The following is a 24,705-nucleotide window of genomic DNA, read 5'->3' as shown; positions in this document are numbered from 1 at the left end:
GTTTTTTTATTTCCAATATATTCAATAATTCAAGCAGACTGTTGCTGAATCAGCTGTTTGACCAAGCCAGCTACTTGATCAGGTTGTTCCAATGGGAACATATGTCCACCATCCACCACGGTAAAAGGAATACCAAATTTCTTTTGCACTTGCTGCGGGAACTTGCGGGCCAGAAATGGACCTTTCTTAGCCACAACTAAATGCACAGGAATTTTGGGTTTTGCCTGAGGCAACCACCATAGTGACGGATTGGTTCTAAAGACTGCGACCTCATCCATTTTAGGAATAGTGAGTTCTACCCCACCCCGGATGGGATCATCCTGCAAGGCATGGTCAATATAAGCTTGGAAGCAATCTGCATCAAAATCCTGATAAAAACCTTTAGGGCGCAGCAATTCAGCGGCTTGTTCACGTGAATCCCAATGGTCACGACGGCGTTTGGACAGACCGGCCGGAGACATTTTATCCAATGCTTTTAAGCGAAAAGTTTTCGCAATATGCAAGGCAAAGGCTTCTTTGCCCATAATCATCGGCGGGTCCAGCATGATCATTTGTGAAAACAGTTCCGGACGCTGCAAAGCCGCCTGCAGAGTTAACACAGATCCCAAAGAATGCCCCAGACCAATGACAGGTCGCCCATGTGACTGACGTACAATACTGTCAATCACTTGCTGGGTCAGGCTTTTCCAATGGTTATCAACCGGATAACGCTTATCCGGCCCTAAAAGCGGCACATAGATAATATCGTAATCATCTTGCAATTCATCAAACAGCTTTTGATAGACTTTAGATGGCACGCCATTGGCGTGCGCGAAATGAATCAGTGGTTTCATTGCAGTGTCGTGCTATTTTCTGACTGAAGCTTCTGTGCAACTGAAGAAGCAATTCCATCCCCAATCGATGAACCCATACGACCCAAGACTGATTCAAATGGACTATATTCAATGGTGTAATTCAACGCTTTTTCAGTTTTCAGTTCGCGTTTCAAGGTATTTAAGCTACCGATACGATCCGCAATACCTAATTTCACCGCCTGATCACCGGTCCAGAACAAGCCAGAGAAAATAGCAGGATCATTGGATTTCAATTTATTGCCACGTCCTTGTTTAACTGCATTAATAAAGTGACCATGCACATTATCCAGCACACCCTGTACGTGGGCTTTTTGCGCAGGATCAACCGGCTGAGTCATAGACAGCAAAGCTTTATTTTCACCTGAAGTCATGGTGCGATCTTCAACACCTAATTTTTGCAATAGATTAGTCACACCATAATTCGGCATGATCACCCCAATTGAACCGACCAAGCTCGATGGATTGACAATAATTTCATCCGCAGCTGAAGCAATATAATAAGCACCTGAAGCACCAGTATCGCCAATCACGGCATACAATTTTTTCCCAGAATGCTGTTTTTTCAGATACTGAATTTCCTGCCAGATTTCATCGGACTGTACCGGTGAACCGCCAGGTGAGTTGATATTCAGCACCACTGCTTTACTTTGTTTATTTTCAAAGGCTTTTTTCAATGATTTGATGGTATTGCTACTGTTGATGCTCTGCTTGTCGGCTGCAATCGTACCCACAATATCCACGACTGCGATATGCGAACCCGCAGCAGCGCTAGCATCTGAAGAAACTGAACTACAGCTTTTGCCTAATGCCAAAATGACAACAAGCAGATAAGCAAAAGTCAGAAATTTAAAGAAAATTCCCCAACGGCGTGCACGGCGCTGTTCTTCTACCGAAGCTAAAACTGCTTTTTCAAGCAATTTCCATTCCGGACCAGTCGGTTGAACTGGCTGTTGCGTATTTTGTATTTGATTTTCAGGTTTTGGTGGCCAATCGGACATAAATAATCCAATAAATTGATTTATATTGAATCCATTATATACACTGAATCGGGTAATTCTGTCTAAACAAAACGTTTTCGCCTATAATAAATTTTGTTCTCTTTTTTTGTACTTAGACGAAATCAATGACGAAACAGGGCTCACGGAATTCAGCTTACGGATTACTCAAATACATTAGCCGCCAACCGCTTCCGGTTTCTCGCTGGATGGCCCGTATTCTGGCCTTTATTGTGAACAGTTTTAAAGTCACTAAAACTTCGGAAGTCATTCGTCTCAACCTTGAAATCAGTCTTTCAGAACTGTCTAATCAGGAACGTGAACAGATTAACCGTGCTGCGGTTCGCAATGAATTAATGTCATATTTCGAGTTCTTTACTATTTGGGGCTCAAGCAATCAGAAAAATCTTAAACGCGTTCATCGCGTTATTGGCGAAGATCTACTTCATGATGCCATTGCACAAAATAAAGGCCTCGTGTTAATCGTGCCGCATTTTGGTACCTGGGAAATTATGAATGCCTATATTGCCCAGTTCACCTCAATGACCATTATGTACAAACCTGTGAAAAATCAGGCTGCAGATCAATTTGTACGGGCTGCCCGTAGCCGGGAACAGGCGCATCTGGTACCGACCGATGAATCTGGCGTCCGTCAGATTTTTAAAGCCTTAAAACAAGGTGGCACTACGGTCATCCTTCCGGATCATACCCCGAATATCGGTGGTGAATATATTCCCTATTTCGGCGTGCCTTTGGCCACCAGTAATTTAAGTGCCAAGCTGATTCAAAAGACCAAAGCGCGTGCCCTGTTTTTATATGCTCTACGTAATATTGAAGATGGATTCGATATTTTTATCGAAGCAGTTGATGAAAAAATTTATAATGGCAATGCCAATCAAGGCACACAAGTCATTATCAATAGTATTGAAAATTTAATTCGTCGCCATCCGGAACATTATCATTGGAGTTATAAACGCTTTAATGCGCATCAAGACTTGGGAAATCTCTACAAACTTGAGCATGAACAAGCTTTGGGCAAAGTAAATGCATTAAGAACTCAAGAACTACATAAAGTTTCGCCCATATTGGAATCAGTCACTTAAGGGCTGACGATACAACCACTGCCATTCATGTCGTTCGGCAGAAAGCACCAGTTTTGAGCCTTGTTGCTGGAAGTGCACACTCCCCTGTTCTGCTGTGGTCAATAAGGGAATATTAAGTGCTTTCAACCGTTGCTGGGTCAGTTGGCTCGGGTGGCCATAACGGTTAAATTTCCCAGCCGAGGCAATCGCCAGTTTAGGCTGCAAAACCTGTAAAAATTGATAGGCTGAACTGTGCTGACTGCCATGATGCCCGAGTATCAGCACATCGACCTGAAGTTCGGGATAGTCTTGGAGCAGCTGATATTCAGTTTCCCAACCCGCATCCCCCATCAGTAAAAAGTTTTGATACGGTCCGGCATTTTTGATTTGCAGATATACCACACAAGAGCGGTCATTTTTATTGAAGTTTGACGTGTTTAACTGCTGCTGCCGAGGTGCCAGAATTTTAAAGTTAATCGTCTCAGACCATTGCCATTGCTGTCCTTCATAGCAAAACTGAAAACGGGAAGCTCGGGCTGTTTCAGGCATCTGATTAGATGATACTTGCTTGATATTCAATTGATCTTTAATACTATGATATGCACCGCTATGGTCCTGATCCAGATGGGTCAAAATCAGTTGATCCAGTTCTCCAACACCTTGCACAGATAAAAACGGCATAATCACTTGCCGACCAATACTGAATTTTTCTTCATTATGATAACCGCCCATGTCGATCATCATGCTGTGTTGCCCGTCACGGATAAAGATTGCCTGTCCCTGCCCAACATCCAGAACAGACAGCTTAAATGCATGCTGATTAAGTTGAGGAATGCACAGTGGTACACAGGCAAGTGCTGTCCAGCTTTTGGGCACTAAGCCACGCGGCAAAAAGACAATTAATAAGCCCAAAATACATAGAGCAATCATCCAGACATTCATGGCCACAGGAATCAGTTGCGGTGCAAACAGCCGATCAAGCAGATTCAAAAATGCCAGCAATATATGAATAAAAATATCATTGAGCTGAAACAACAGACTCGACAATGGCTCAGAAACAAAAAACAGTAAAGCCGCCAGAATATCTACTGGAACAATCAGCAGGCCAATCCACGGGATAGCCACCAGGTTGCTTAGCGGGGTAATCCAGGCCACCTGCTTAAAAAACAGCATCATTAAGGGAAGCAGGGCCAGAAAAATTTTCCACTGCGACTCCACTAAAACTTTCATTGCAAAATACAGCCGTTGTAATGCTGTTTGTATTGTTTGATTCGGTTGCTGCTGAATGGTTTGATAGATTCGCAGCAAGACAAAACAGGCTCCATAAGACAGCCAGAATGCGGCCGATAAAATGCTAAAAGGATCAAATAACAACAATAAGGCAGCACTTAAAATCAGCAGTTTTAATGGCTGCACACTTTGCCTGAGCAGCAAGGTTAAAGTTACAATCACACAAATCAGTAAAGTGCGTAGCGCCGGAATCTCAAAACCGACAAAGGCACAATACAGTAATACACATAACAAAAAAGGCAGACTCAAAAAATACTGCCTTGGCCATTTCAGATAAATCTGCGATGCGTACCTTGAAATCAGATATTGCAAGTTGCCACAGACGATAAAAGCAAAGATCAGCACATGCGGTCCGGAAATCGCCAGTAAATGACTCATGCCAAAACGCTGGAATTGCTGTTCCGTCGCTTGATCCAAGAGACTTTCATCACCACTTAATAGAGCCAGTAACAAGCCTTTCTGCTGTACGGGTTGTCTGGCCACAAACTCTCTTAAGGCCAGTCGCTGTTGTTCTACCCAAAGCAAAAATCGCTGATTCAACTTTTGTTGCTGGCGTAGATATTTGCCATGACCTAGTGCATAGAGTTGTTGCGGTTGCAACTCCTGAATGCTTTTGATCCGGAAACCGGCCATAACATTTTGCTGCAATGCCCACTTTTCTGCATCAAAAGCACCCGGTGTGGCATAACTATGGTTAGGTCGAATCTGGCCTTGTAATAAATAATAGTGTTCCAGTTCAAGAGTCTGCTGTTTGGTTTCATCATTTACTAAACTGGATGTGACAGGATCTGAAACTGGCAGAAAACCCATCCATTTGACTGTAGTGCCATCAGGGTTAAGCACATGCAGGGCTTGCTGGATATTCTGATCGCCCAGTTTATTCAGCTCTTTGATATAGACCACGATTTCTTTTTCAGAGACCTCGTGCTCTCGTTTGGATAAACGTTCAGCCAATTGCAGATTGGCATAAGCATGACCTAAAAATAGTCCCAAAAGCAGGCTTGATCCAGTGATCAACAAGCTTCGCAGTGGTGTATTCAAGATGAGCTTTAATTTATGGCAACACAGATACCACAACAGCGCAACGATCAAAACTGCCGTTCCGCTCAGTTGAACAGACAGGAAACTTTTCCCCATACACGCAAGGCCTAAAATCCAGCCAATACATAGCCACTGCAACATTGAATCTTATTCTGTCTTGTTATTATTTTGCCCAATAATAAAGCCCACCGGAGTGAGCTTCAATCAAATGCGAATATTCTCGTTATTTATGGTTCAATCCAGAGACCATCCTGCATATGTAAAATCCGATCTGCTGCATGGGCTAGCTGTTCATCATGCGTCACAATCAGCATCGCCATATTGAACTCACGTTGCAATTCGGTCAGCAGTTCAAAAATCTTTGCTGCAGTCTTGCGGTCTAGATTTCCGGTCGGTTCATCGGCCATCATCAGTTTAGGTTTACCGACCACTGCACGCGCCAAAGCTACACGCTGACGCTCACCTCCGGATAATTCACCCGGCTTGTGAGTCAGACGATGCGAAAGACCAACACGTTCCAGCAAATATTCGGCCTGCTGTTTGGCTTCCTTAAACTTCATGTTGTCGCGTAACATCAGCGGCATGGCCACATTTTCCAGTGCCGTAAATTCTGGCAACAGGTGATGAAACTGATAAACAAAGCCCAAATGCTCATTCCGCACATAACCGCGTTCTGCTTCAGACAAGGTATCAAAACGGCGGCCATTCACCATGACCTGACCTGACGTCGGGCGATCCAATCCACCCAAAACATGTAATAAGGTACTTTTGCCTGAACCACTTGAACCTACAATCGAAACAAACTCACCTGCTTTTACCTGTAGCGACAAGCCGCGAATCACATCGACAGTGGCCTTGCCATCGGTAAAGGATTTGTGAATATTCTGGGCATCTAAAATCAGATTATTCATAACGCAAAGCCTCTGCCGGTTGAATTTTTGCTGCACGTAAAGCCGGATAAATTGTCGCGACAAAACTGAGTGCCAGTGACAAGCCTACAATCACCAAGACATCCTGCCAGCGCAGATACGAAGGTAAGTAGTTAATAAAATAGGCATCAAACATATTCAGGCCTAAAGTATTGTTGAGCCAGCCAATAAAGCTACTGATACTGGTTGCCGCAATAATCCCGAGGATGGCCCCTGCACAAGTTCCAATCACCCCAATCACGGTACCTTGCACCATAAAGATTTTGGTAATGGTGGCAGGTGAAGCCCCCAAAGTCCTTAAAATGGCAATGTCCGATTTTTTATCCGTCACCACCATCACCAGTGAAGACACAATATTAAATGCCGCGACTAGAACGATCAGGAATAAAAGCAGGCTGACCATGGCTTTTTCCATCTGAATCGCGCTGAACAGATTACCATGGGTATAAGTCCAGTCCGAAGCATAGAAATTCCCCGGCAAATCACGCACAATTTCCTGAGACACTTGTGGTGCCAGGAAAATATCATCCAGCTTCATACGCACACCCTGCGCACCATCCGGTAGACGCAGCAAGGTCGAGGCATCATTTAAAGCGATATAACCCATCATCGAGTCAACTTCAGCACCAATACTGAAGATTCCCACTACTTTAAAACGCTTGAAACGCGGGACGACACCAGCTGGTGATGGGGTGGCTTCTGGCAAAACCAGAGTAATATTGTCATTTAAACCCACACCCATGGCATCGGTCATTTGCTTGCCCAAAACAATACCAAATTCACCTTTTTTCAGGCTGTCGATACTGCCCTCAACCATATGGTTTTGTATGATCGAAACTTTTTTCTCATACTCGGGTTCGATCCCGCTGACCATAATGCCGGCGACCTGACCCTGTGCGGTCAGCATGCCTTGTAATTGAGTAAAAGGTGCGACTCCTTGGACATGTTCATGCCCTTCAATTTGCTTTGCAAGTTCCGGCCAATTTGTTAAAATTTGTGTTGAGGAAACAGTCGCTTGGGGTATCATTCCTAAGACACGATTCTTTAACTCTCGGTCAAAACCATTCATCACAGACAACACTGTAATGAGGACTGCCACACCGAGTGTGAGGCCGATCATTGAGACCAACGCGATAAAAGAAATGAAGTGGTTACTACGCCGTGCGCGAGTATATTTCAACCCTATATACAGCGAGATTGGTTTGAACATAACCATCTAGTCCGAGGTAATAAATTATGGAAAATGTACAGCATCCAAACGGATTTACGGAAAGACGCGTCATGTCTCGAATCGATGCTGCCTTACGAATTAATTATCAGATTATTTCCGATGATGTTGCCTTGAATGATCCTTACGATCCTAACTTCGTCTTGCCCCGCTATTTTCTACTACTTGCAGAACTAGATCAATTTGATCATGCGGTTAACTACGAATTACAACAATTATCTGAAAAAGATCAACAAATTGCTCGAATCTTATCCTTATTTAATCAAAAGTTAAACCTTATTACCGGTTCTTTGTATGACGCAATTGTACAAAGCATGTTACCTGTACCAGAGCAAGTGAACTTTTCAGAAACCGGTTTTAGTTTCTTTAATGAGCGCCCTATCGCTGAAGGCACCTATCTGCACGTGACTTTGAGTCATCCGGAAAATTTCTTCCATATTGCAGCAACCGCTCAGGTGGCCTACAGTCGCGAAGAAGAAAATGGCAAATATCGGACTGGTGCATATTTTATTACCATGCATCCGCAAGACCGGGTCAAACTGGGTGAATGCGTCAAGGCTCACTTTGCCTAAATTCCTGCTTTAGTCAGTACTGCTGGACGATGAAAGGCGAGCGTTATAGCTCGCTTTAATTTCTCTGGAAAAATATAACAACAAACCAGCCAGTAAGATAATGACACCGAACACGGCCCCACCCGATAATTTTTCATCATTCAGAATCACCCCGACAAATAAGGCCAGCATCGGCGTCAATACGGTGGTCAATGACAAAGTAGTCGCCTTGATTTTTTGCACCAGTTTAAAATAACAGAACATCGCAATCAGGGAAGCCATGATTACAGCATAACTGAGTCCAATCAGCGATTTAGCCTGTGGGATCTGGGTTGGTGCAAATTGCCAGATAAATGGCAACATGGCACAGGCCATGACCGCTGAAACAGCAATAGAACCGGCCGCTTGTGCCATAGGTTCGAGAGGTGCATTAACTTTTTTCACCCAGAACATCGAAACACAGTAAATAAAAACACTGAGCAACATCAGGCCTATGCCAATCGGCTGAATATGCTGATCTTTGCCACCGACACAGATAATGCCCAGACCCAGCAAGGCAATCGCCATACCACCCCACTGCGAAGGATAGAGCTTAAGCTGAAATACAAAACGGCCAATTAAACCGGTAATAATCGGCGCCAGTCCGAACATCAGGGCAATAATGCCTGAACTCAGATAATCCGTGGCCAGATAAGTGAAAATCTGTGAGCCGATAAAACTGCATGCGCCAGCCAGGTAACTGTGCATGGATAATTTATCTAAGGGAAAACGGGTTTTAAATAGCCACAACAAGGCAAATGCAAAAGGCAAAGCCAAAAAGAAACGCAATGCCAAAGCCCAGAGCGGATGCAAATCCGTCACACTCCAGACAATAGCTAGCGGTGTCGTCGCCCAGATAAAAACCAATAAAAGATAGGTGGCAATCATATTGGTTTGTGTGGGCATGCGAGTCACTCTGAATAAGGCTTAAAGCGCGGAAGTTTTACGTTTTTGTTTTTGGATGGTCTGATCGAGTGCGCTGGAAAATTCGCGTTTATCCCGTTCTGAAATCGGTGGCGGACCGCCCGTTTGCACGCCCGCTCCGCGTAAGCTGTCCATAAAATCGCGCAGATGTAAGCGCGCTTTGACATTGGCCGTAGTATAAATTTCACCACGGGGATGAATCGCAATCCCGCCTTTTTCAATCACTTCCGCAGCCAAGGGAATATCTTGGGTCATGACAATATCATGCTCTTTCATGCGCAGAATAATTTCTTTATCTGCAGCATCCGCCCCACTCATCACCTGAATTGAATTAATTCTGACCGAAGGTGTGATTCCGACTGGCTGGTTGGCAACAAAAGTGACTTCCAGCTGATAGCGATCCGAAGCACGAATAATCACATCTCGCAGCATACGTGGCAATGCATCGGCATCGACCCAAAGTTTGAATGGCAACACAGGGCTTCCCATTAAGGTATAAATCATGGTTATTCTAGCAAATTGCAGTGATCAGGTTGATGATTAAATCGCTCCATTTTCATTGCATCTGTCATCAGTATTTTAAATAAGTATGTGCCCGGTAAAACTGGCGTGATTCACGCTAGAAAAAAAATTGACTTCATTTGACTGGCATTTTAATTTTAAAATTCATTCGATTGACTTGAAAAATCGCAATGACCCTCGATTAACTATAAATACATCATCCAAGATCAATTGTGCATATGAAAAATCAGAATAGCCCAGAGATCATCACCATTGATGATCAAAATTTCGGTAGTCATGTCGAACACTGGACCTTGCTCACCGACAACCCTGGCACAGATGTACCACAGTGGTTAGGCAAAGCTCTTGATGAACCAATCATGCCGATGGGCCTTTGTACACAAGAATGTGATATGGATGCAGAGACTTGGCTGATTCAGGGACCGAGCAAAGCTGCGGTACAGTTGAGTCAAGTGATTGCCGTTGAAAACAACAAACCTCAAGCGGTAAAAACTGCATTTCCGTGCTTTGACAGTCCTTATCAGGTGAAAGCCACGATTGACCGGATTATTAGCTGTAAATCCAATACTCAGGCTGTATTGCGCTTGAATCTGGGTGCTAACAATATTATTTACGCTTTCGATAGCCTGTATAGCGTCAATCACCCGCATTATGAAAAAGACCAGTCCTATGTGGTGAATCTGAATGGCTGGGCCTATGAACTTGAAGCGGTCGCAGATCATGAGCATCTGGTGGTTGATGATCCGGCTTCGATCAAGCACCACCGTGCCTTGAATGATATTCTGGCTGCCAATAATGGGGTAGCTCCGGACAATTTGCAGGAACAGATTGATGCTTGGCAGCCGCAGTCTGAAGAAGATAAAGAACCTGTAACCGTAGATTTTTCTAAAATGGTGGCCTATTTATACGGCGAAACCATGGGTCAGGAAGATGAAGCCTGGTTTCAAGGCAATATTGTCGGTAAAACGACTATGCAGTTTATGGGTCAGGACTACACTCTGTATGATGTCACCCTCATTCATGATGAAGGCCAGCCTGCGACCTTGATCCGGATTGCAACGCGGAATGACCAGTTCAAAAACTTCCAGATTGGCCAGTATATTCGTGGCAACTTGTGGATTCAGGCCAATATTTATAGAAAAGTGTCTTAAGTTCAAACATATAAAGAAGATATTCATTTTGATGGGTATCTTCTTTTAATCCATCTATATTCTTATTTGTCATTTTAATTTTTGATTATTTTTTATACATATTTTCTGGCTTAATAATCTATTTAAATTCATTAAAAACCGAGTTATCCACATTTTTAAATTCAAATAACTTCATTTTAAATATTTAAAATAACCTTAAAAATCTTGTAAAAATAAGCGTTTGATTTCTCATATAAATAATCTGTTGTCGTGCAAATCTAATATTTAAATAAAATGAAAATTTATGCTCTTTAATCAAAAATGTACTTTATTTAATCAATTTTTTATGATAAAAATACTCACAACAAATTAGTATTAACGATAAATAGATCGGACAATAAATATCTATGAAAATCGTGCAAGAAGAAACATTACAACAGGTCGAGCATCATCTTAGCTCCCGCTATAATATTGATATGATGTCCTGCCTTTTTTTCATGTTGGGGATGCTGATCTGCGGATTCATCCTGCATACTTTTATTTTCTAAAATTATTGTACTCATAAAAAAAACCCAGCCTGTGCTGGGTTTTTTCGTTTCAGGAATTAACCATTGCGTTTGGCAAAGTCATCCATAAAGTTCACCAATGCCTGCACGCCTTCTAAAGGCACAGCATTATAAATACTTGCGCGCATACCACCTACTGAACGGTGACCGGCAAGATTCAATAAATGCTGCGCTTCGGCTTCTTTCAGGAACTGTTTCTCAAGATCAGCATTGGCCAAGGTAAATGGTACATTCATGATTGAACGGTTTGCTTTTGCGATTGGATTCGCATAGAAATCGCTTTGATCAATATAACCATAAAGCAAGTTAGCTTTTTCAAGGTTCACCTTGTGCATGGCCTCTACGCCACCATTTTCCAGTAACCACTCGAATACCAGACCAGACAAGTACCATGCATAAGTTGATGGTGTGTTGACCATTGAGCCATTTTTCGCTTGATCTGCATATTTCAAGATGCTTGGAATTTCAGGTTTAGCTTGATCAAGTAGATCATCACGAATGATCACCAGCGTTAAGCCAGCAGGCCCGATATTCTTTTGCGCGCCCGCATAGATCAAACCAAATTTAGAGACGTCTAAGGGTGCAGATAAAATGCTAGATGAATAATCGCACACTAATGGCTTATCTGTTTCAGGAATTGAAGCAAATTGCAGACCGCCAATGGTTTCATTATCGGCATAATGCACATAAGCTGCATCAGCAGACAGGTTCCATTCGCTTTGTGCACTGATCGCATATTTACCATCAATTTGGATACCCGCTTTTACAACATTGATATCGCCATAACGTTGCGCTTCTTTCAAGGCTTTTTCAGACCAGATACCGGTATCGATATAGTCTGCTTTGTTGTTTTTGCCAAGCAGGTTCAATGGAATTGCCGAGAACTGTAATGATGCCCCACCCTGCAAGAACAATACTTTGTAGTTCTCAGGAATATTCATGAGTTTACGTAAGTCTGCTTCCGCTTTTTCAGCCATGGCAACATAGTCGGCACTACGGTGGCTCATTTCCATGATCGAAAGACCTTTGCCGTGCCAGTCAAGCATTTCAGCTTGAGCTTTTTCAAGTACGGCAGTCGGTAATGCAGCAGGACCAGCACAGAAGTTGTACGCGCGCATGATTTTTCCTTTCAGAGTGAAACACAATAAAATGATGGCATTTAACCATATCTGGCAGGGTCTTGCACAAAATTATTTCAATCTATGAGTCAAGATAGAGTCAAAAAATCAATGTAGATTCACAAGATAAATTGACCAGTATTTTAGCCTGCTGTTTTTATCATCTTTAAACTAACAATTGAAAATATTCAAGATTAAGCCATTTTTTGATTCTAGATATTCCATTAAAAACAGCCGATAAGTATTTGAAATACAGATGTAAAAGAAACAATACTATAACTTTACACTAGTTCTATCTACGAACCTTTGATTTATACTAGCCGGATAACATCACCGGCTTTAAATCAGTTTAGCGACTTTATGAACTTAAAGAAAAATAAAAGACAGCTTGTCTGGGGTTTAAATCTGCTTGCATCAATGATGTATGGCAGCTTTGCTCATGCGCAGAGCATCAGCTTTCAGGACGCTGAACGTCAGTTGTTGCAAAATTCTTATAGCAGCCAAGCCTATCAAAGTCTGGAGCAGGCCTCAAAACTTGAAGCTGAAGCAGTGAAAGGTATAGGTCTGCCACGAGTCGATCTGAATGTTCGTGCGTATGCCTTTCATAATGAACTCGATCTGCCTTTAGGTGCATTAAAAAATAATTTAGAGCAATCCTTAACGGATGGTGTCAATAATAGAATTGATGAACTGAACTTAGGTGATCTGGCTGACCCACTAAAAAATAGTTTAAGACAACCTATCCAAAATGGAGTTGGCTTAATTCCTGATAGTTCGAATGTCGTGCTGGATGATCAGGTGATTCGCCCGACGGTTTCAATCATGATGCCGCTTTATACCGGTGGACTGACAAGCAGCGCCAAAGAAATTGCCAATATTCAGGTCGGTCGTAGTCAGCTCAGCAACAAACAGCAGCAAGACACGCAGCGTTTTGAACTGATTCAAAGTTATTTTAATGTACAACTCCAAAAGCAACTGCATGCAGCAGCACTATTTAACCTGAATGCCATGCAACAGCATTATCGCAATGCCTTAAAGATGGAACAGCAAGGTTTTATCAGTAAAGGCCAGTGCATGCAATTTGAAGTGGCACGTAATAATGCCGAGCGCAGCCAGCAAAATACGCAGGCCAATTTGAATGCTGCGCTGTTCCAGCTGAATAATCTGCTTCAGGAAAGTAGCATCACTGAGCTTTCGACGCCTTTATTTGTCAATAAAACCGAGCCACAGGCCTTAAATCATCTGCTAAAAACTTTTAGTCAGAACTCTGCGCTGATTCAAAAAATGCAGCTGGATACCCAATTGGCCCAAGCCAATGTGAAAGCCCAGCAAGCAGCGAAAAAACCGAATGTTTTTGCTTTTGGTGAATATAGTCTGGATCAAAATGAAAACTGGATTGTCGGAGTTGCCGCACGTTATAACCTGTTTTCCGGAATTGATAAAAACAAAAATATTCAGGCTGCCGAACTCAAACGCTCTGCTACAGAATTACTCACTGCACGCACCCAGCAGGAAATTGAAAATCTGATCTATAAATCTTATAGCGAAGCACTCAGCGCACAGCAAAGTGATGCGCTTCTGGCACAAAACTTGAAAGCCGCACAGGAAAATTTACGCATCCAAGAATTGTCCTTTAAAGAAGATATGGGCACCGCCACACAGGTCATCGATGCACAAAATATGCTGAGCGGATTACGAGCTGAAACTGCCTTGAATGCCTACAAATATGTGATGTCACTGGCTACCCTATTACAAAGCCATGGCTCGATTGCAGAATTTCCGAACTACATCCAACATACCAACACTCACTATATTCGCTAATGGAGCCGAACATGAACGAAGATCAAAAACCCAATGATCCTGTGAATGAAGCGGCTTCATCCAGCGATACAGAAAAATCGCCTGCGCAACAGGTAGAAACAAAAACTGAAATAGAAAACAACGCGACGACTTCGACCGAGCATGAACAAGCTCCTGAAATCTCCAAAAAGAAAAAATATTTATTGCTCGCCCTGATTCCTGTTCTACTGGCAGTCATCGCTTTTGGATTATGGAAAAGCTATCAACCGGCTCCGCTGGAATTGCAGGGTCGTGTAGAAGCTGAAACGGTCCAGGTGGCCACCAAAGTGCCGAGCCGCATTGAAGAAATCTATGTAGAAGAAGGTCAGCAGGTCAAAAAAGGCGATGTGCTGGTGCGCTTAAACAGCCCGGAAATTCAGGCCAAAAAACAGCAAGCAGTAGCGGCTTTACAATCTGCGCTGGCCTTACAATCGACTGCTGAACGTGGCTCTCAGGAAGAAAATATCGCCAGCCTGTATGCCAACTGGCAATCGCTGAAAGCACAACAGAATTTAGCCAAAGTTTCTTATGAGCGTGGTGCAAATTTATTTAAGGAAGGTGTGATTTCACGTCAGCGCCGTGATGAATTGTATGCAGCCAGTCAATCAGCGGCGCAAATGACAGAGGCGGCGTATCAGCAATATGCACGTGCCAAACGTGGCAGCACCTCGCAGCAAAAGAGTTCTGCCGATGCACAGGTAGATATTGCCCAGGCTGCGCTGGATGAAGCCAATGCTTTAGAAGCAGAAACCCAATTAGTTGCACCTGTAAACGGAACGGTATCTAAAACCTATGGAAAAGTCTCGGAGCTAGTAGCCACCGCAGTCCCTGTGGTCAGCCTGATTGAAGATCAAATGTGGGTGAGCCTGAATATTCGTGAAGACCAATATGCCCCATTTCAGAAAATGAGCAGCATTGAAGGTTATATTCCTGCCCTAGATAAAACCGCCACTTTTAAAATCAAGCAGATCAGTGCTGAAGGTGAATTTGCCACCATTAAGACCACACGCCAAACCGGCGGTTATGATGTGCGAAGTTTTAAGCTGCATCTTGTGCCCACACCAGCGATTCCTGAACTGAAAGTTGGGATGAGCGTGTTATTTAAACTGAAAGAGACCCGATAATGTGGACGGGTATATGGCGCGAACTGCGCTATCTGCTCCGCGAAAAATGGGATCTGTGTCTGGTCACGCTGGCACCTGCACTGGTGATTATTTTATTCAGCAGCATGTTTGCTCAAGGGAAACCGGATCATTTACCGATTGCGATTATTGATCAAGACCAGAGTGCGCTGAGTCAAAGCATTTATCAGCATGTGGCACTGAATCATACTCTTAAAATTGCTACGGTGTCGGAACAAACAGCTGAAATTGAGCGCCTGTTAAATCAAAATAAAATTTGGGGTTATATCCATATTCCAAGCGGCGCCGAGCAACGTCTGGTTCGTGCTCAGGATGCTGACATCAGTATTGCCTTTAACCAGAGTTATTTCAGTATCGGAAATACCATTTCGTCTGCCATGCTGGTTAGTACCCTGCAAGCACTGGCTGAATTTAGCGGACAGCAATATCTGGGCAACCGGCTGCCCTCTCTCGAAGCACCGTCACCGCATATCAAAATATCACCGCTGTACAATCCGCAGCTGAATTATGAATTCTATCTGGAACCCTATGTCATTCCGGCGATTCTGCATTTACTGCTGTGTTGTTGTGTGGCATTTTCCGTCGGTCAGGAACTGAAGCGACAGACCTTAATAAGCTGGATTAGCAACTCATCCATCTTGATGGCATTACTGTCTAAGAACCTGGTCTATGTGGCTATTTTTAGTGTGTGGACTTGGGCCTGGATGTTCTGGCTGATTGAAATTCGCGGCTGGTTTGTTGCCGGCTCGCTCACTCTGATTCTATCGGCACAATTTCTGCTATATAGCGCCTATGCATTTTTAAGCAGTGCAGTGGTTCTAGCGACCAAAGATTTAAGTAAATCTTTCGGCATCATTGCGGTCTATGGGGGTTCATCGTTGAGCTTTGCCGGTGTGACCCTCCCTTTAAATAATGCGCCCCTATTCACCCAGTTCTGGTCCAATATTATTCCGTTTACGCCCTATGCCAAATTACAAACCGAACAATGGGTGATTGGCAGTCCAGTACATATTTCACTGCAAGCTGGATTGATGCTGCTGGTCTATGCCCTAGTCTACGCTCTGCTGGCTTATCTGTTTCTTAAAAAAATAGCCAAAGGAGCAGTCCAATGAAATCCCTTTGGTTTTACTATCTACAAAGCTTCAAAGATATTGTCAGTCACGGCACAATCTTTACCACGCTGATTCTATCTGTCTTGTTTTACAGCTTTTTTTATCCAACTGCTTATCAGGCGCAGCAGGCTGAAGCCTTACCGATTATCATTGTCGATGAAGAACAAAGTAGCTTAAGCACCCGCATTATTGGTCAGGTGGCACAAAGCCCCAATGTGGAAATTGAGGCGATTACCGGCAATTTTTCCGAGGCCAAACAATGGGTGGAATCACAAAAAGCCGATGGTATTTTACTGCTGCCGGACAATTTATCGCAAAGCTTAAGGCATGGTGAAACAGGTGGCATTGGCCTGTATTTAAGTACAGCCAACTTTTTAGTGACCAAACAAATTGGTCTGGGCTTAGCCACATCAGTTGAGCAAACTTTGGCAGATTATGCTGAACGCTTTGGCGAGGTCTCGGATTTTTCACCAGCCCTTTCTGTGCATCAAATTCCTTTATTTAATCCACTGTCCGGCTATGGTAGTTATGTCTTTCCTGCGGTTGCACCCTTAATTATCCACCAAACCATTCTTTTGGGTTTGAGTATGCTGATTTTGGTATATCGGGAAAGAAAAATAGAATTAAACGCAAATGCACTCATGGGAATGGGTTTAGCAGTCTTTACTATTGGCTGTCTGGGATGTTTCTATTTATTCGGTTTCAGCTTCTGGCTGTTTGATTATCCGCGCGGTGGCAACCTGTTCGGGATGCTACTGGCTGTTCCGGTTTTTATCTACACGATAATTGGCATGACCTGCCTATTTGCCAGTTTTCTGGATCTGCCAGAACGTGCGGGTCATGTGATTGTATTCACTTCCATTCCACTGTTCTTTTTATCTGGTGCGGCCTGGCCACATGCTGCCATGCCTATCTGGATGCAAGTCGTTGGCGAAATCCTGCCTTCCACCCAAATTGTGCAGATGTTTATTCAACTCAATCAGATGGGTGTACCTACCGCACTGGTCTTACCTAAACTGCTCTATCTTGGAATGATCGGCAGCATGTGCTTTTTCTTGGCTTATCGACGTTTAATTTCTGGTCATCAAAGCAGATAGAACATTATAGCAATGCGCCTATTCCACTTATTTACTTGATTCGCCAAAGACCTGAATATTGAAATTACGAATCTTGTTGCTACCATTCGGCTTATCAAAACTCACATCATACTGAACCAGATTCTCCGGATAGGCAATTTCATAACTGACCTTATATTGTCCAGGCTGATTGGTTGCTTCTTCAATCTCTTTGGTCATTAAAGTCTTAGACTTGTATTCACCTTGAGGAATTGAACGTGAAAAGCGTTTCATCAGCTTTTCATTATCCTTAAACTGGGTTTGCAACTGCGGTTCTAACTGATCCAGAAATTCCTCATATTTCCCGTCACGCAAATCCTCATAAGCCAGCTGTGCCGCCTTTTCCTGTTCAGGACTCGGATTCGGAATATTGTCCATTGAATTACAGCCAGTCAATGCAACCGCTGCTGCCAACAACATTAATTTGGTTTTCATCGCTTACCCTTATGCAGTCAAGGTTTATAAAAAAGGACGCCGAAGCGCCCTTTTTATCAGTAAAAAACTTATTCTTCTACTGAATTTTCACCATCTTTTGCAACTTGCTCAGTTTCAGCAACTGCATCCGTTTCAGCCACTAAAGATTCTGCACCTTCAATCGCTTCAACAAACTCATCTTCTTCAACAGCTTCAATTGAAACTACACCGACCAACAATTCCTCATTACCTAAGCGGATCAGACGAACACCTTGTGCGTTACGACCAGTTTGCGCCACTTCAGATGCACGGGTACGAACCAGCGTACCGCCATCTGAAATCAGCATCAGTTCTTTGCTTGCATCGATGGCAACAGCACCCACCAATTGACCATTACGTTCAGAGGTCTTGATCGCAATCACGCCCTTACCGCCACGTTTCTTGGTCGGGAAGTCGTCTACTGGAGTACGTTTACCATAACCGTTTTCAGATGCACACAGTACTTCACCAGTTTCAGGTACAACCACCAGTGATACGATTCGGCTAATCAATGCTGAATCTGAACCATCTTCGTCATCAGACTCGATCTCAGTTTCGTCATTTTCTTCTAGCTGTGCAGCTGCACCAATAGTCACGCGCATACCACGTACACCTTTGGCAGAACGGCCCATTGAACGTACATCCGTCTCAGCGAAGCGAATGGCTTTACCTTCGTTCGAGAACAACATGATTTGCTGTTCGCCATCAGTAATCGCCACACCAATGAGGGTATCGTCACCATTCAACTCAATCGCACGTAAACCGTTTGAACGAACATTCGAGAACTGCTCAAGCTCTACACGTTTAATCGTACCGTATTCGGTTGCCATAAACACATAGAAGTTTTTACGTACCGCTTCAGCCTGCTGAGCAAAGTCATTGATGATGTCATCATCAAGATCTGTTGCAGAAAGCTCCAAGCCCAACTGTTTCAATTGAATACGCAATGCATCAGAAATATCATCCGCACCATCTTCAGATTCTGTCAGCGCTGCTTCAAGCTCGGCAAAATGAGCATTGATCACTTCATTGGCTTGCAACTGCGCTGCATTGGCTTTGACAAATGCCTTGAAGGCAGCCAGACGTTCTTTGAATTTCTTCGGCGCGTCAATCACAGGCAAGATCGCAGTAATGGTCTCGTTTTCATCCAGTGGCAACAAATTCACCATTGGGCGACCTTTCGCACCACGTGATGCTTGCGGCACTTCATAGACTTTCAGACGATAGACCTTACCAACATTGGTAAAGCAAAGTACCGTCGCATGACTTGACGTCACAATCAGATGTTGAATGTAATCATCTTCTTTCATGCTGGTCGCAGACTTACCACGGCCACCACGACGCTGTGCAGCGTAGTCAGACAATGGTTGAGTTTTCGCATAACCTGATTTCGATACCGTCAGCACCATTTGCTCTTCAGGAATCAGATCTTCACGAGAGAAATCGATACGTGACTCGACAATCGACGTTTTACGTGCATCGCCATACTGCTGAAGAATTAATGCCAATTCTTCACGAATCACGTTCATCAACAGATTAAAGTCATTCAAAATTGCAGTCAGTTCAGCAATTTGTGACAGGATTTCACTATATTCAGCATGTAACTTGTCTTGTTCCAGACCAGTTAAACGATGCAAGCGAAGTTCCATAATTGCATTCACCTGAGTTGGTGACAAACGATAAATCTCGCCATCCAAACCAAATGGGCGACTTGGGTCTTCACCTTCAATCTCATCCGGACGCACAGAAACTGAACCGGCTTTTTCCAACAAGGCCAAAACACCGCCACCTGCCCACTCACCTGCCTGCAAACGCTCACGCGCTTCAGCCGGATTTGCAGAACTCTTGATGGTTTCGATGATGGCATCAATATTTGCCAGAGCAACGGTTAAACCTTCCAAGATATGACCACGTTCACGCGCTTTGCGTAATTCGAACATGGTACGACGCGTGACTACTTCCTGACGGTGACGGATAAACGCGGCAATGATGTCTTTCAGGTTCATCAATTTTGGTTGGCCATTGTCCAGGCAAACCATATTGATGCTGAAAGAGTTTTCAAGTTGCGTGTTCTGGAACAGGTTGTTCACGATCACTTCAGCGTTTTCACCGCGCTTCAGGTCAATCGCGATACGCATACCGTCTTTGTCAGACTCGTCACGAAGCTCTGAAATGCCTTCCAGTTTTTTCTCTTTGACCAGTTCAGCAATACGCTCAATGGTTTTTGCTTTATTGACCTGATATGGAATTTCAGTGAAGACAATCGTGGTACGGCCATTCTTCGGATCTTCTTCGAAATGGTACTTACCACGGATATGCAAACGGCCCTTACCGGTACGGTATGCATCGACGATGCCTGATTTACCGTAAATGATACCGCCTGTCGGGAAATCCGGACCAGAAATATGTTCCATCAACCCTTCGATACTGATCTGAGGATCATTAGCATAGGCCAGACACGCATTCACCACTTCAGTCATGTTATGCGGCGCCATATTGGTCGCCATACCGACTGCAATACCGGTAACACCATTAATCAATAAGTTCGGTACACGGGTTGGCATGACTTGAGGAATACGCTCAGAGCCATCGTAGTTGTCTTCCCACTCGACGGTATCTTTTTCAAGATCCGCTAACAGTTCGTGGGTCAGTTTACGCATACGTACTTCGGTATAACGCATGGCTGCTGCGCTATCGCCATCGACCGAACCGAAGTTACCTTGACCATCAACCAATTGGTAACGCAAGCTGAAATCTTGCGCCATACGTACAATGGTTTCGTATACGGCAGAATCACCATGCGGGTGATATTTACCAATCACGTCACCGACTACACGTGCAGACTTTTTATAAGCTTTGTTATAGTCATTGCCTAATTCGTGCATTGCGAAAAGCACACGACGATGAACAGGTTTTAAACCATCTCGTACATCGGGCAATGCACGTGACACAATCACGCTCATCGCATAATCGAGATATGAGCTTTTAAGTTCATCCTCAATGGCAATCGGTCTAATTTCCGATACGCTCATGCATACTCCTTATTCTACAAGCCAATTTTGGCTTGTATTTATATGTCGTAAAACTAGCAAAATCATTAACTCAAACGACTGAGTTAAAAACTAAAATACAGCCCTAAATTATAGCATAAACACTTGTATTTTTGTGTCGAAATATTCAGCTTAACCTTGTTAATTATCTTCATTTTAGTGATCATTTTCTTGTTATTTGAAAACCGAAAATTAGCGCATCGAGACAGGATTTTTCAATACCTCAAATTTTGAGAAATACAGTACTACAAAAACAAAATGCGCCAATCAACTGGCGCATCTTCATCGTTTTTTCTATATTTTTATTGTGCCTGGTTCAGTACTTTACGATAGCTCAGCACAGCCACAATCAATAAAACTGGCAATAACATTTCTACCCCTTCCTCAATGGTCATAATCATGATTTGAGTATGCGGTACCAACTGGATGCCGAATTCTTCTTTCAGGGTTGAGGTCGTGCGATCCAGCACCTTGCTCAGTCCGCCACAGGCAATGGTGAGGAAGATAAAAAAATGTGCAATATTCAAAGAATTCTTCATGCTTCGTATGGTTTGAACCAGCTTTTTCGCCAGTACCAGAAAGACAAAAATAATGCCGAGCAATAAAATAAATCCGAGCAGCTTATCCATGAGCGGAATTTCAGCACTGCGATAGAAATTAGTTTTGATAAAACTCATTTCAAACACCTGCTTATGGAAATCCATTTCCCGTAATCCCAACAATGTCGCTGCTATAGCCGTAAACACTCGGGTATTAGGTTTGGTTTCAACATTAAGCAAACACAGCACTGCCAGCAAGTACCATAACCATGGACTCATGACTTCAAAAGCGCCTGATTCACTAAATAAATACTGAGTTACCGAAGCTGGTGCATTCAGGGCAGTATGAATACAAATACCCAGATAAAGCGCAATCAGCAAAAAACTAATAAACAGGATATGGGCGGCTTTGGAAAAGGACATGATTAAAAACAGGAGAAAAAGCAAACCGGGATTTTATCACTTTTCATGCAAATGAAATACTCTAGTTTCGACTGTAGAGTATTTTTAAAATTTTTGCATAAAAAAAACGCCCTTGGACAAAACAGTAAAGCATTGCTTTCACTGCTTGCACAAGAGCGTTTTTGGACCCGATTCAGGAATTAGATTTTAGAAACCAATTCTGGAATTACAGTGTTCAGGTCACCGACTAACCAGTAGTCAGCGACTGCATTGATTGGTGCTTCTTCATCTTTGTTGATCGCAACGATCACTTTAGACTCTTTCATACCCGCCAAATGCTGAATCGCACCAGAGATACCTACCGCGATGTACAGGTCAGGTGCAACGATTTTACCAGTTTGACCCACTTGCATATCGTTTGGTACGAAGCCAGCATCTACCGCAGCACGTGATGCACCTTGAGCAGCACCAAGCTTGTCGGCCAATGGATCAAGGATCTTGTGATAGTTCTCACCAGAACCTACACCACGACCACCAGAAACCACAATACGCGCAGCTGTCAGTTCAGGACGTTCAGACTTTACGATTTCTTCGTTGATAAACTTAGAAATACCCGCATCACCAGTAGACGCAGCAGCTTCAACAGCAGCAGAACCGCCTTCAGCAGCTACAGCATCAAATGCTGTACCACGAACAGTCGCCAATACGATGTTTTCGCCTGATTCTACAGTCGCAATTGCGTTACCTGCATAGATCGGACGTTTGAAAGTCTTAGGACCATCTACCGCGATGATGTCAGTGATCATGCTTACGTCAAGAAGCGCAGCTGCACGTGGCAAAATGTTTTTACCAGTTGTTGTAGAAGCAGCAAGGATATGGCTATAACCTTTACCTAATTCAGCAACAAGTTTAGCCACGTTTTCAGCCAATTGGTTTGCATAAGCAGCGTCATCAGCAAGTAATACTTTGCTTACGCCCGCAACTTTAGCCGCCTGGTCAGCAACTGCCTGAGCGCCAGAACCAGCAACCAATACAGTGATATCACCACCGATTTTTTGCGCTGCAGCAACAACGTTTAAAGTAGCAGCGTTTAATGCTTTGTTGTCGTGCTCAGCGATAACTAAAATACTCATGATTTTTATCCTTCTGTATTAGATCACTTTCGCTTCGTTTTTCAATTTTTCTACAAGTTCGTCTACAGACTTCACTTGTACGCCAGCTTTACGCTCTGCAGGTGATTCAACTTTCACTGTTTTCAGTTTAGTTGCAGGGTTTACACCGAAATCTGCAGGTGACTTGGTATCAAGCGGTTTTTTACGCGCTTTCATGATGTTTGGAAGTGCCGCATAACGAGGCTCGTTCAAACGCAAGTCAGTGGTAATGATTGCTGGAAGTGTCAGTTCAACAGTTTGTAAACCGCCGTCTACTTCACGTGTTACTTGTACTTTGTCGCCATCTACTTTCACTTCAGAAGCGAATGTACCTTGACCCGCACCCATTAGAGCGCCAAGCATCTGACCAACCTGATTCGAGTCATCATCAATTGCTTGCTTACCCAGAAGGATCAATTGTGGTTGTTCAGCGTCAACAACGCCTTTAAGAATTTTAGCGATTTCCAGCGCACCCAGTTGGCTGTCATCAGCTTCAACCAGAATACCGCGGTCAGCACCAAGCGCCATTGCAGAACGGATCTGTTCTTGGGCTTCTTTAGGACCAATAGAAACAACAATGATTTCTGAAACAGTTCCTTTTTCTTTTAAACGAACCGCTTCTTCCACTGCGATTTCACAGAATGGATTAATTGACATTTTAACGTTAGTTAAGTCAACACCACTGTTGTCCGGTTTAACACGAACTTTAACGTTGGCATCAACCACACGTTTTACAGCAACAAGAGCCTTCATGTAATCCTCGGCTGTTTTAGCAAATGTAAATGTTGAGAAAAGTTAGTGTAACTCTTCACTTAAATTTTTTTAGGTGCCCTATCTTGCAATGTGTACGGCATTTCGGTCAAGTCACAATTCAACAAAGAGGTGTAAAAATGCGTAATTTTCCCTGAACGATGCGTTCACAATTAATTGTTATCGTTTTATTACAATGAAATGTATCAATATTTACTTAAAATTTAATTATTGATTTATATTATTTTTTTATCTGATTAATCACATCAGAAGTTTTGATTGATCACATTTAATTTAAATTGATTTAAAGCAGCTTGAAGCAAAACAGCCGGAATATAGATATGTCAGCTTTTGTCATTTTGGACAGAACTATTTTTGAGAGCGAATTAAACCCCATATAAAGACAAATTGACCAAATAATAAACCAGCGCATTGAATTCTACGCCTACACAGTGAATGTTTAATTTCAAATCTTCGCAATTATAAAAAAAAGCATACTGCGAACAGTATGCTTTTTTGCAACCAGATTAGGGTCTGTTGACATTTACTGTTCATAATTAACCCTATAAAGGTAGCCATAAAAATATACAGGCTAAAGCAACAGAACTTTGATAATTTCTTTTGAGCTTGTCATATCGAGTAGCTATTCCTCTAAATTGCTTTAATCTACAAAACATATTTTCAACTAAATGCCTGATTTTATATAAATACCAGTCCATATGGTCATTGTTCGATTGGCTATTTGTTTTCTTTGGTATATTCGCTTTAGTCCCTGTTTTCCTGATCTGTTCACGCAGTGGTTCTGAATCATAGCCTTTATCTGCACATACCACTTTTGTCTCTTTTAAATCTAATGTTGATATTAAATCAGGTGCAACTTTAA

General features: G+C 43.1%; 21 protein-coding genes and 1 pseudogene. 7 read left to right on the top strand and 15 right to left on the bottom strand.

The window, feature by feature from the left end; genetic code table 11:
* Positions 1 to 29: 29 nt before the first annotated feature.
* On the bottom strand, positions 30 to 833 hold the full coding sequence (locus MTX11_RS12695; protein WP_004731757.1) for an alpha/beta fold hydrolase: 804 nt from the start codon (positions 831 to 833) through the stop codon (positions 30 to 32).
* Complete coding sequence (gene sppA / locus MTX11_RS12690; RefSeq protein ID WP_243475269.1) at positions 830 to 1,852, bottom strand: signal peptide peptidase SppA; 1,023 nt, start codon at positions 1,850 to 1,852, stop codon at positions 830 to 832. Before sppA ends, MTX11_RS12695 begins: the two co-directional genes overlap by 4 nt.
* Before the next feature lie 125 nt (positions 1,853 to 1,977).
* Between sppA and MTX11_RS12685 the strand changes: the two genes are divergently transcribed.
* Complete coding sequence (locus tag MTX11_RS12685) at positions 1,978 to 2,952, top strand: lysophospholipid acyltransferase family protein (protein ID WP_114540851.1); 975 nt, start codon at positions 1,978 to 1,980, stop codon at positions 2,950 to 2,952.
* Here the strand turns inward: MTX11_RS12685 and MTX11_RS12680 are convergent.
* The 3 genes from MTX11_RS12680 to MTX11_RS12670 form a co-directional block, all read right to left on the bottom strand.
* Positions 2,941 to 5,403 (bottom strand): DNA internalization-related competence protein ComEC/Rec2, encoded by a 2,463-nt coding sequence (locus MTX11_RS12680; RefSeq protein ID WP_243475268.1) that lies wholly within the window; start codon positions 5,401 to 5,403, stop codon positions 2,941 to 2,943. The two genes, MTX11_RS12685 and MTX11_RS12680, sit on opposite strands and share 12 nt — an antisense overlap.
* 86 nt (positions 5,404 to 5,489) lie before the next feature.
* On the bottom strand, positions 5,490 to 6,173 hold the full coding sequence (lolD, locus tag MTX11_RS12675) for a lipoprotein-releasing ABC transporter ATP-binding protein LolD (RefSeq protein ID WP_114540849.1): 684 nt from the start codon (positions 6,171 to 6,173) through the stop codon (positions 5,490 to 5,492).
* On the bottom strand, positions 6,166 to 7,401 hold the full coding sequence (locus tag MTX11_RS12670) for a lipoprotein-releasing ABC transporter permease subunit (RefSeq protein ID WP_004645695.1): 1,236 nt from the start codon (positions 7,399 to 7,401) through the stop codon (positions 6,166 to 6,168). Before MTX11_RS12670 ends, lolD begins: the two co-directional genes overlap by 8 nt.
* Positions 7,402 to 7,427: 26 nt before the next feature.
* On the opposite strand from MTX11_RS12670, the gene MTX11_RS12665 reads away from it, so the two are divergent.
* The gene (locus MTX11_RS12665) at positions 7,428 to 7,991 is read left to right on the top strand and encodes a PilZ domain-containing protein (protein WP_243475267.1); all 564 of its coding nucleotides are present in this window, start codon (positions 7,428 to 7,430) and stop codon (positions 7,989 to 7,991) included.
* Between the two features lie 9 nt (positions 7,992 to 8,000).
* Here the strand turns inward: MTX11_RS12665 and MTX11_RS12660 are convergent, their stop codons facing one another.
* On the bottom strand, positions 8,001 to 8,915 hold the full coding sequence (locus tag MTX11_RS12660) for a DMT family transporter (protein WP_213687515.1): 915 nt from the start codon (positions 8,913 to 8,915) through the stop codon (positions 8,001 to 8,003).
* Positions 8,916 to 8,936: 21 nt separating this feature from the next.
* Positions 8,937 to 9,422: a YaiI/YqxD family protein gene (locus MTX11_RS12655; RefSeq protein WP_171054293.1), complete on the bottom strand. Its 486-nt coding sequence runs from the start codon at positions 9,420 to 9,422 to the stop codon at positions 8,937 to 8,939.
* A 251-nt stretch (positions 9,423 to 9,673) separates the two neighbouring features.
* Between MTX11_RS12655 and MTX11_RS12650 the strand changes: the two genes are divergently transcribed.
* Positions 9,674 to 10,606, top strand: a complete 933-nt coding sequence (locus MTX11_RS12650) for a hypothetical protein (protein ID WP_243475266.1) — start codon at positions 9,674 to 9,676, stop codon at positions 10,604 to 10,606.
* A gap of 410 nt (positions 10,607 to 11,016) precedes the next feature.
* On the opposite strand, the gene MTX11_RS16625 is transcribed toward MTX11_RS12650, so the two are convergent.
* Both MTX11_RS16625 and serC read right to left on the bottom strand, forming a co-directional pair.
* A complete protein-coding gene (locus MTX11_RS16625) occupies positions 11,017 to 11,148 on the bottom strand; it encodes a hypothetical protein (protein WP_017397656.1) in 132 nt (43 codons plus the stop codon).
* Positions 11,149 to 11,189: 41 nt separating this feature from the next.
* Positions 11,190 to 12,269 carry a 3-phosphoserine/phosphohydroxythreonine transaminase gene (gene serC, locus MTX11_RS12645; RefSeq protein ID WP_005247638.1) on the bottom strand — a complete coding sequence of 360 codons (1,080 nt, stop codon included), beginning with the start codon at positions 12,267 to 12,269 and terminating at the stop codon, positions 11,190 to 11,192.
* 360 nt (positions 12,270 to 12,629) lie between these two features.
* Here serC and MTX11_RS12640 point away from each other — a divergent pair, with 360 nt between their 5' ends.
* The 4 genes from MTX11_RS12640 to MTX11_RS12625 are packed head-to-tail and all read left to right on the top strand — an operon-like array spanning position 12,630 to position 17,459.
* Positions 12,630 to 14,090 (top strand): TolC family protein, encoded by a 1,461-nt coding sequence (locus tag MTX11_RS12640; RefSeq protein ID WP_243475265.1) that lies wholly within the window; start codon positions 12,630 to 12,632, stop codon positions 14,088 to 14,090.
* A gap of 11 nt (positions 14,091 to 14,101) precedes the next feature.
* A complete protein-coding gene (locus MTX11_RS12635) occupies positions 14,102 to 15,232 on the top strand; it encodes an HlyD family secretion protein (protein ID WP_243475264.1) in 1,131 nt (376 codons plus the stop codon).
* Positions 15,232 to 16,362 carry an ABC transporter permease gene (locus MTX11_RS12630; protein ID WP_243475263.1) on the top strand — a complete coding sequence of 377 codons (1,131 nt, stop codon included), beginning with the start codon at positions 15,232 to 15,234 and terminating at the stop codon, positions 16,360 to 16,362. The genes MTX11_RS12635 and MTX11_RS12630 overlap by 1 nt, the downstream gene beginning before the upstream one ends.
* Complete coding sequence (locus MTX11_RS12625; protein WP_243475262.1) at positions 16,359 to 17,459, top strand: ABC transporter permease; 1,101 nt, start codon at positions 16,359 to 16,361, stop codon at positions 17,457 to 17,459. The genes MTX11_RS12630 and MTX11_RS12625 overlap by 4 nt, the downstream gene beginning before the upstream one ends.
* 27 nt (positions 17,460 to 17,486) lie before the next feature.
* Here the strand turns inward: MTX11_RS12625 and MTX11_RS12620 are convergent, their stop codons facing one another.
* From MTX11_RS12620 to MTX11_RS12595, 6 genes and pseudogenes are all read right to left on the bottom strand, one after another.
* Entirely contained in the window at positions 17,487 to 17,912 is a 426-nt protein-coding gene (locus tag MTX11_RS12620; protein ID WP_004280487.1) for a hypothetical protein, read from the bottom strand.
* A gap of 68 nt (positions 17,913 to 17,980) precedes the next feature.
* The gene (gyrA, locus tag MTX11_RS12615) at positions 17,981 to 20,962 is read right to left on the bottom strand and encodes a DNA gyrase subunit A (RefSeq protein WP_243475261.1); all 2,982 of its coding nucleotides are present in this window, start codon (positions 20,960 to 20,962) and stop codon (positions 17,981 to 17,983) included.
* A gap of 320 nt (positions 20,963 to 21,282) precedes the next feature.
* Entirely contained in the window at positions 21,283 to 21,942 is a 660-nt protein-coding gene (locus MTX11_RS12610) for a hypothetical protein (protein WP_243475260.1), read from the bottom strand.
* Positions 21,943 to 22,121: 179 nt separating this feature from the next.
* Positions 22,122 to 23,054, bottom strand: a complete 933-nt coding sequence (locus MTX11_RS12605) for an FAD-binding protein (protein WP_005106381.1) — start codon at positions 23,052 to 23,054, stop codon at positions 22,122 to 22,124.
* 18 nt (positions 23,055 to 23,072) lie between these two features.
* Positions 23,073 to 23,825: an electron transfer flavoprotein subunit beta/FixA family protein gene (locus MTX11_RS12600; RefSeq protein ID WP_004731799.1), complete on the bottom strand. Its 753-nt coding sequence runs from the start codon at positions 23,823 to 23,825 to the stop codon at positions 23,073 to 23,075.
* A gap of 541 nt (positions 23,826 to 24,366) precedes the next feature.
* A pseudogene (locus tag MTX11_RS12595) lies at positions 24,367 to 24,705 on the bottom strand (transposase); the annotation flags it as partial.

The sequence above is a fragment of the Acinetobacter lwoffii genome (genome assembly GCF_022809915.1).
Taxonomy (GTDB): Bacteria; Pseudomonadota; Gammaproteobacteria; order Pseudomonadales; family Moraxellaceae; genus Acinetobacter; species Acinetobacter lwoffii_M.
Note: the sequence above shows the minus strand (reverse complement) of the source record. Positions and strands in the feature narration are given on the sequence as shown.

Bases quoted from the DNA above. Each gene is read 5' to 3' on its own strand.
- MTX11_RS12610 (WP_243475260.1), bottom strand. From the start codon at position 21,942: ATGTCCTTTTCCAAAGCCGCCCATATCCTGTTTATTAGTTTTTTGCTG.
- serC (WP_005247638.1), bottom strand. From the start codon at position 12,269: ATGCGCGCGTACAACTTCTGTGCTGGTCCTGCTGCATTACCGACTGCC.
- MTX11_RS12680 (WP_243475268.1), bottom strand. From the start codon at position 5,403: ATGTTGCAGTGGCTATGTATTGGCTGGATTTTAGGCCTTGCGTGTATG.
- MTX11_RS12600 (WP_004731799.1), bottom strand. From the start codon at position 23,825: ATGAAGGCTCTTGTTGCTGTAAAACGTGTGGTTGATGCCAACGTTAAA.
- MTX11_RS12660 (WP_213687515.1), bottom strand. From the start codon at position 8,915: ATGCCCACACAAACCAATATGATTGCCACCTATCTTTTATTGGTTTTT.
- gyrA (WP_243475261.1), bottom strand. From the start codon at position 20,962: ATGAGCGTATCGGAAATTAGACCGATTGCCATTGAGGATGAACTTAAA.
- MTX11_RS12670 (WP_004645695.1), bottom strand. From the start codon at position 7,401: ATGTTCAAACCAATCTCGCTGTATATAGGGTTGAAATATACTCGCGCA.
- MTX11_RS16625 (WP_017397656.1), bottom strand. From the start codon at position 11,148: ATGAGTACAATAATTTTAGAAAATAAAAGTATGCAGGATGAATCCGCA.
- MTX11_RS12620 (WP_004280487.1), bottom strand. From the start codon at position 17,912: ATGAAAACCAAATTAATGTTGTTGGCAGCAGCGGTTGCATTGACTGGC.
- MTX11_RS12695 (WP_004731757.1), bottom strand. From the start codon at position 833: ATGAAACCACTGATTCATTTCGCGCACGCCAATGGCGTGCCATCTAAA.
- MTX11_RS12650 (WP_243475266.1), top strand. From the start codon at position 9,674: ATGAAAAATCAGAATAGCCCAGAGATCATCACCATTGATGATCAAAAT.
- MTX11_RS12640 (WP_243475265.1), top strand. From the start codon at position 12,630: ATGAACTTAAAGAAAAATAAAAGACAGCTTGTCTGGGGTTTAAATCTG.
- MTX11_RS12630 (WP_243475263.1), top strand. From the start codon at position 15,232: ATGTGGACGGGTATATGGCGCGAACTGCGCTATCTGCTCCGCGAAAAA.
- MTX11_RS12635 (WP_243475264.1), top strand. From the start codon at position 14,102: ATGAACGAAGATCAAAAACCCAATGATCCTGTGAATGAAGCGGCTTCA.
- MTX11_RS12685 (WP_114540851.1), top strand. From the start codon at position 1,978: ATGACGAAACAGGGCTCACGGAATTCAGCTTACGGATTACTCAAATAC.
- MTX11_RS12665 (WP_243475267.1), top strand. From the start codon at position 7,428: ATGGAAAATGTACAGCATCCAAACGGATTTACGGAAAGACGCGTCATG.
- MTX11_RS12605 (WP_005106381.1), bottom strand. From the start codon at position 23,054: ATGAGTATTTTAGTTATCGCTGAGCACGACAACAAAGCATTAAACGCT.
- MTX11_RS12625 (WP_243475262.1), top strand. From the start codon at position 16,359: ATGAAATCCCTTTGGTTTTACTATCTACAAAGCTTCAAAGATATTGTC.
- lolD (WP_114540849.1), bottom strand. From the start codon at position 6,173: ATGAATAATCTGATTTTAGATGCCCAGAATATTCACAAATCCTTTACC.
- MTX11_RS12655 (WP_171054293.1), bottom strand. From the start codon at position 9,422: ATGGGAAGCCCTGTGTTGCCATTCAAACTTTGGGTCGATGCCGATGCA.
- sppA (WP_243475269.1), bottom strand. From the start codon at position 1,852: ATGTCCGATTGGCCACCAAAACCTGAAAATCAAATACAAAATACGCAA.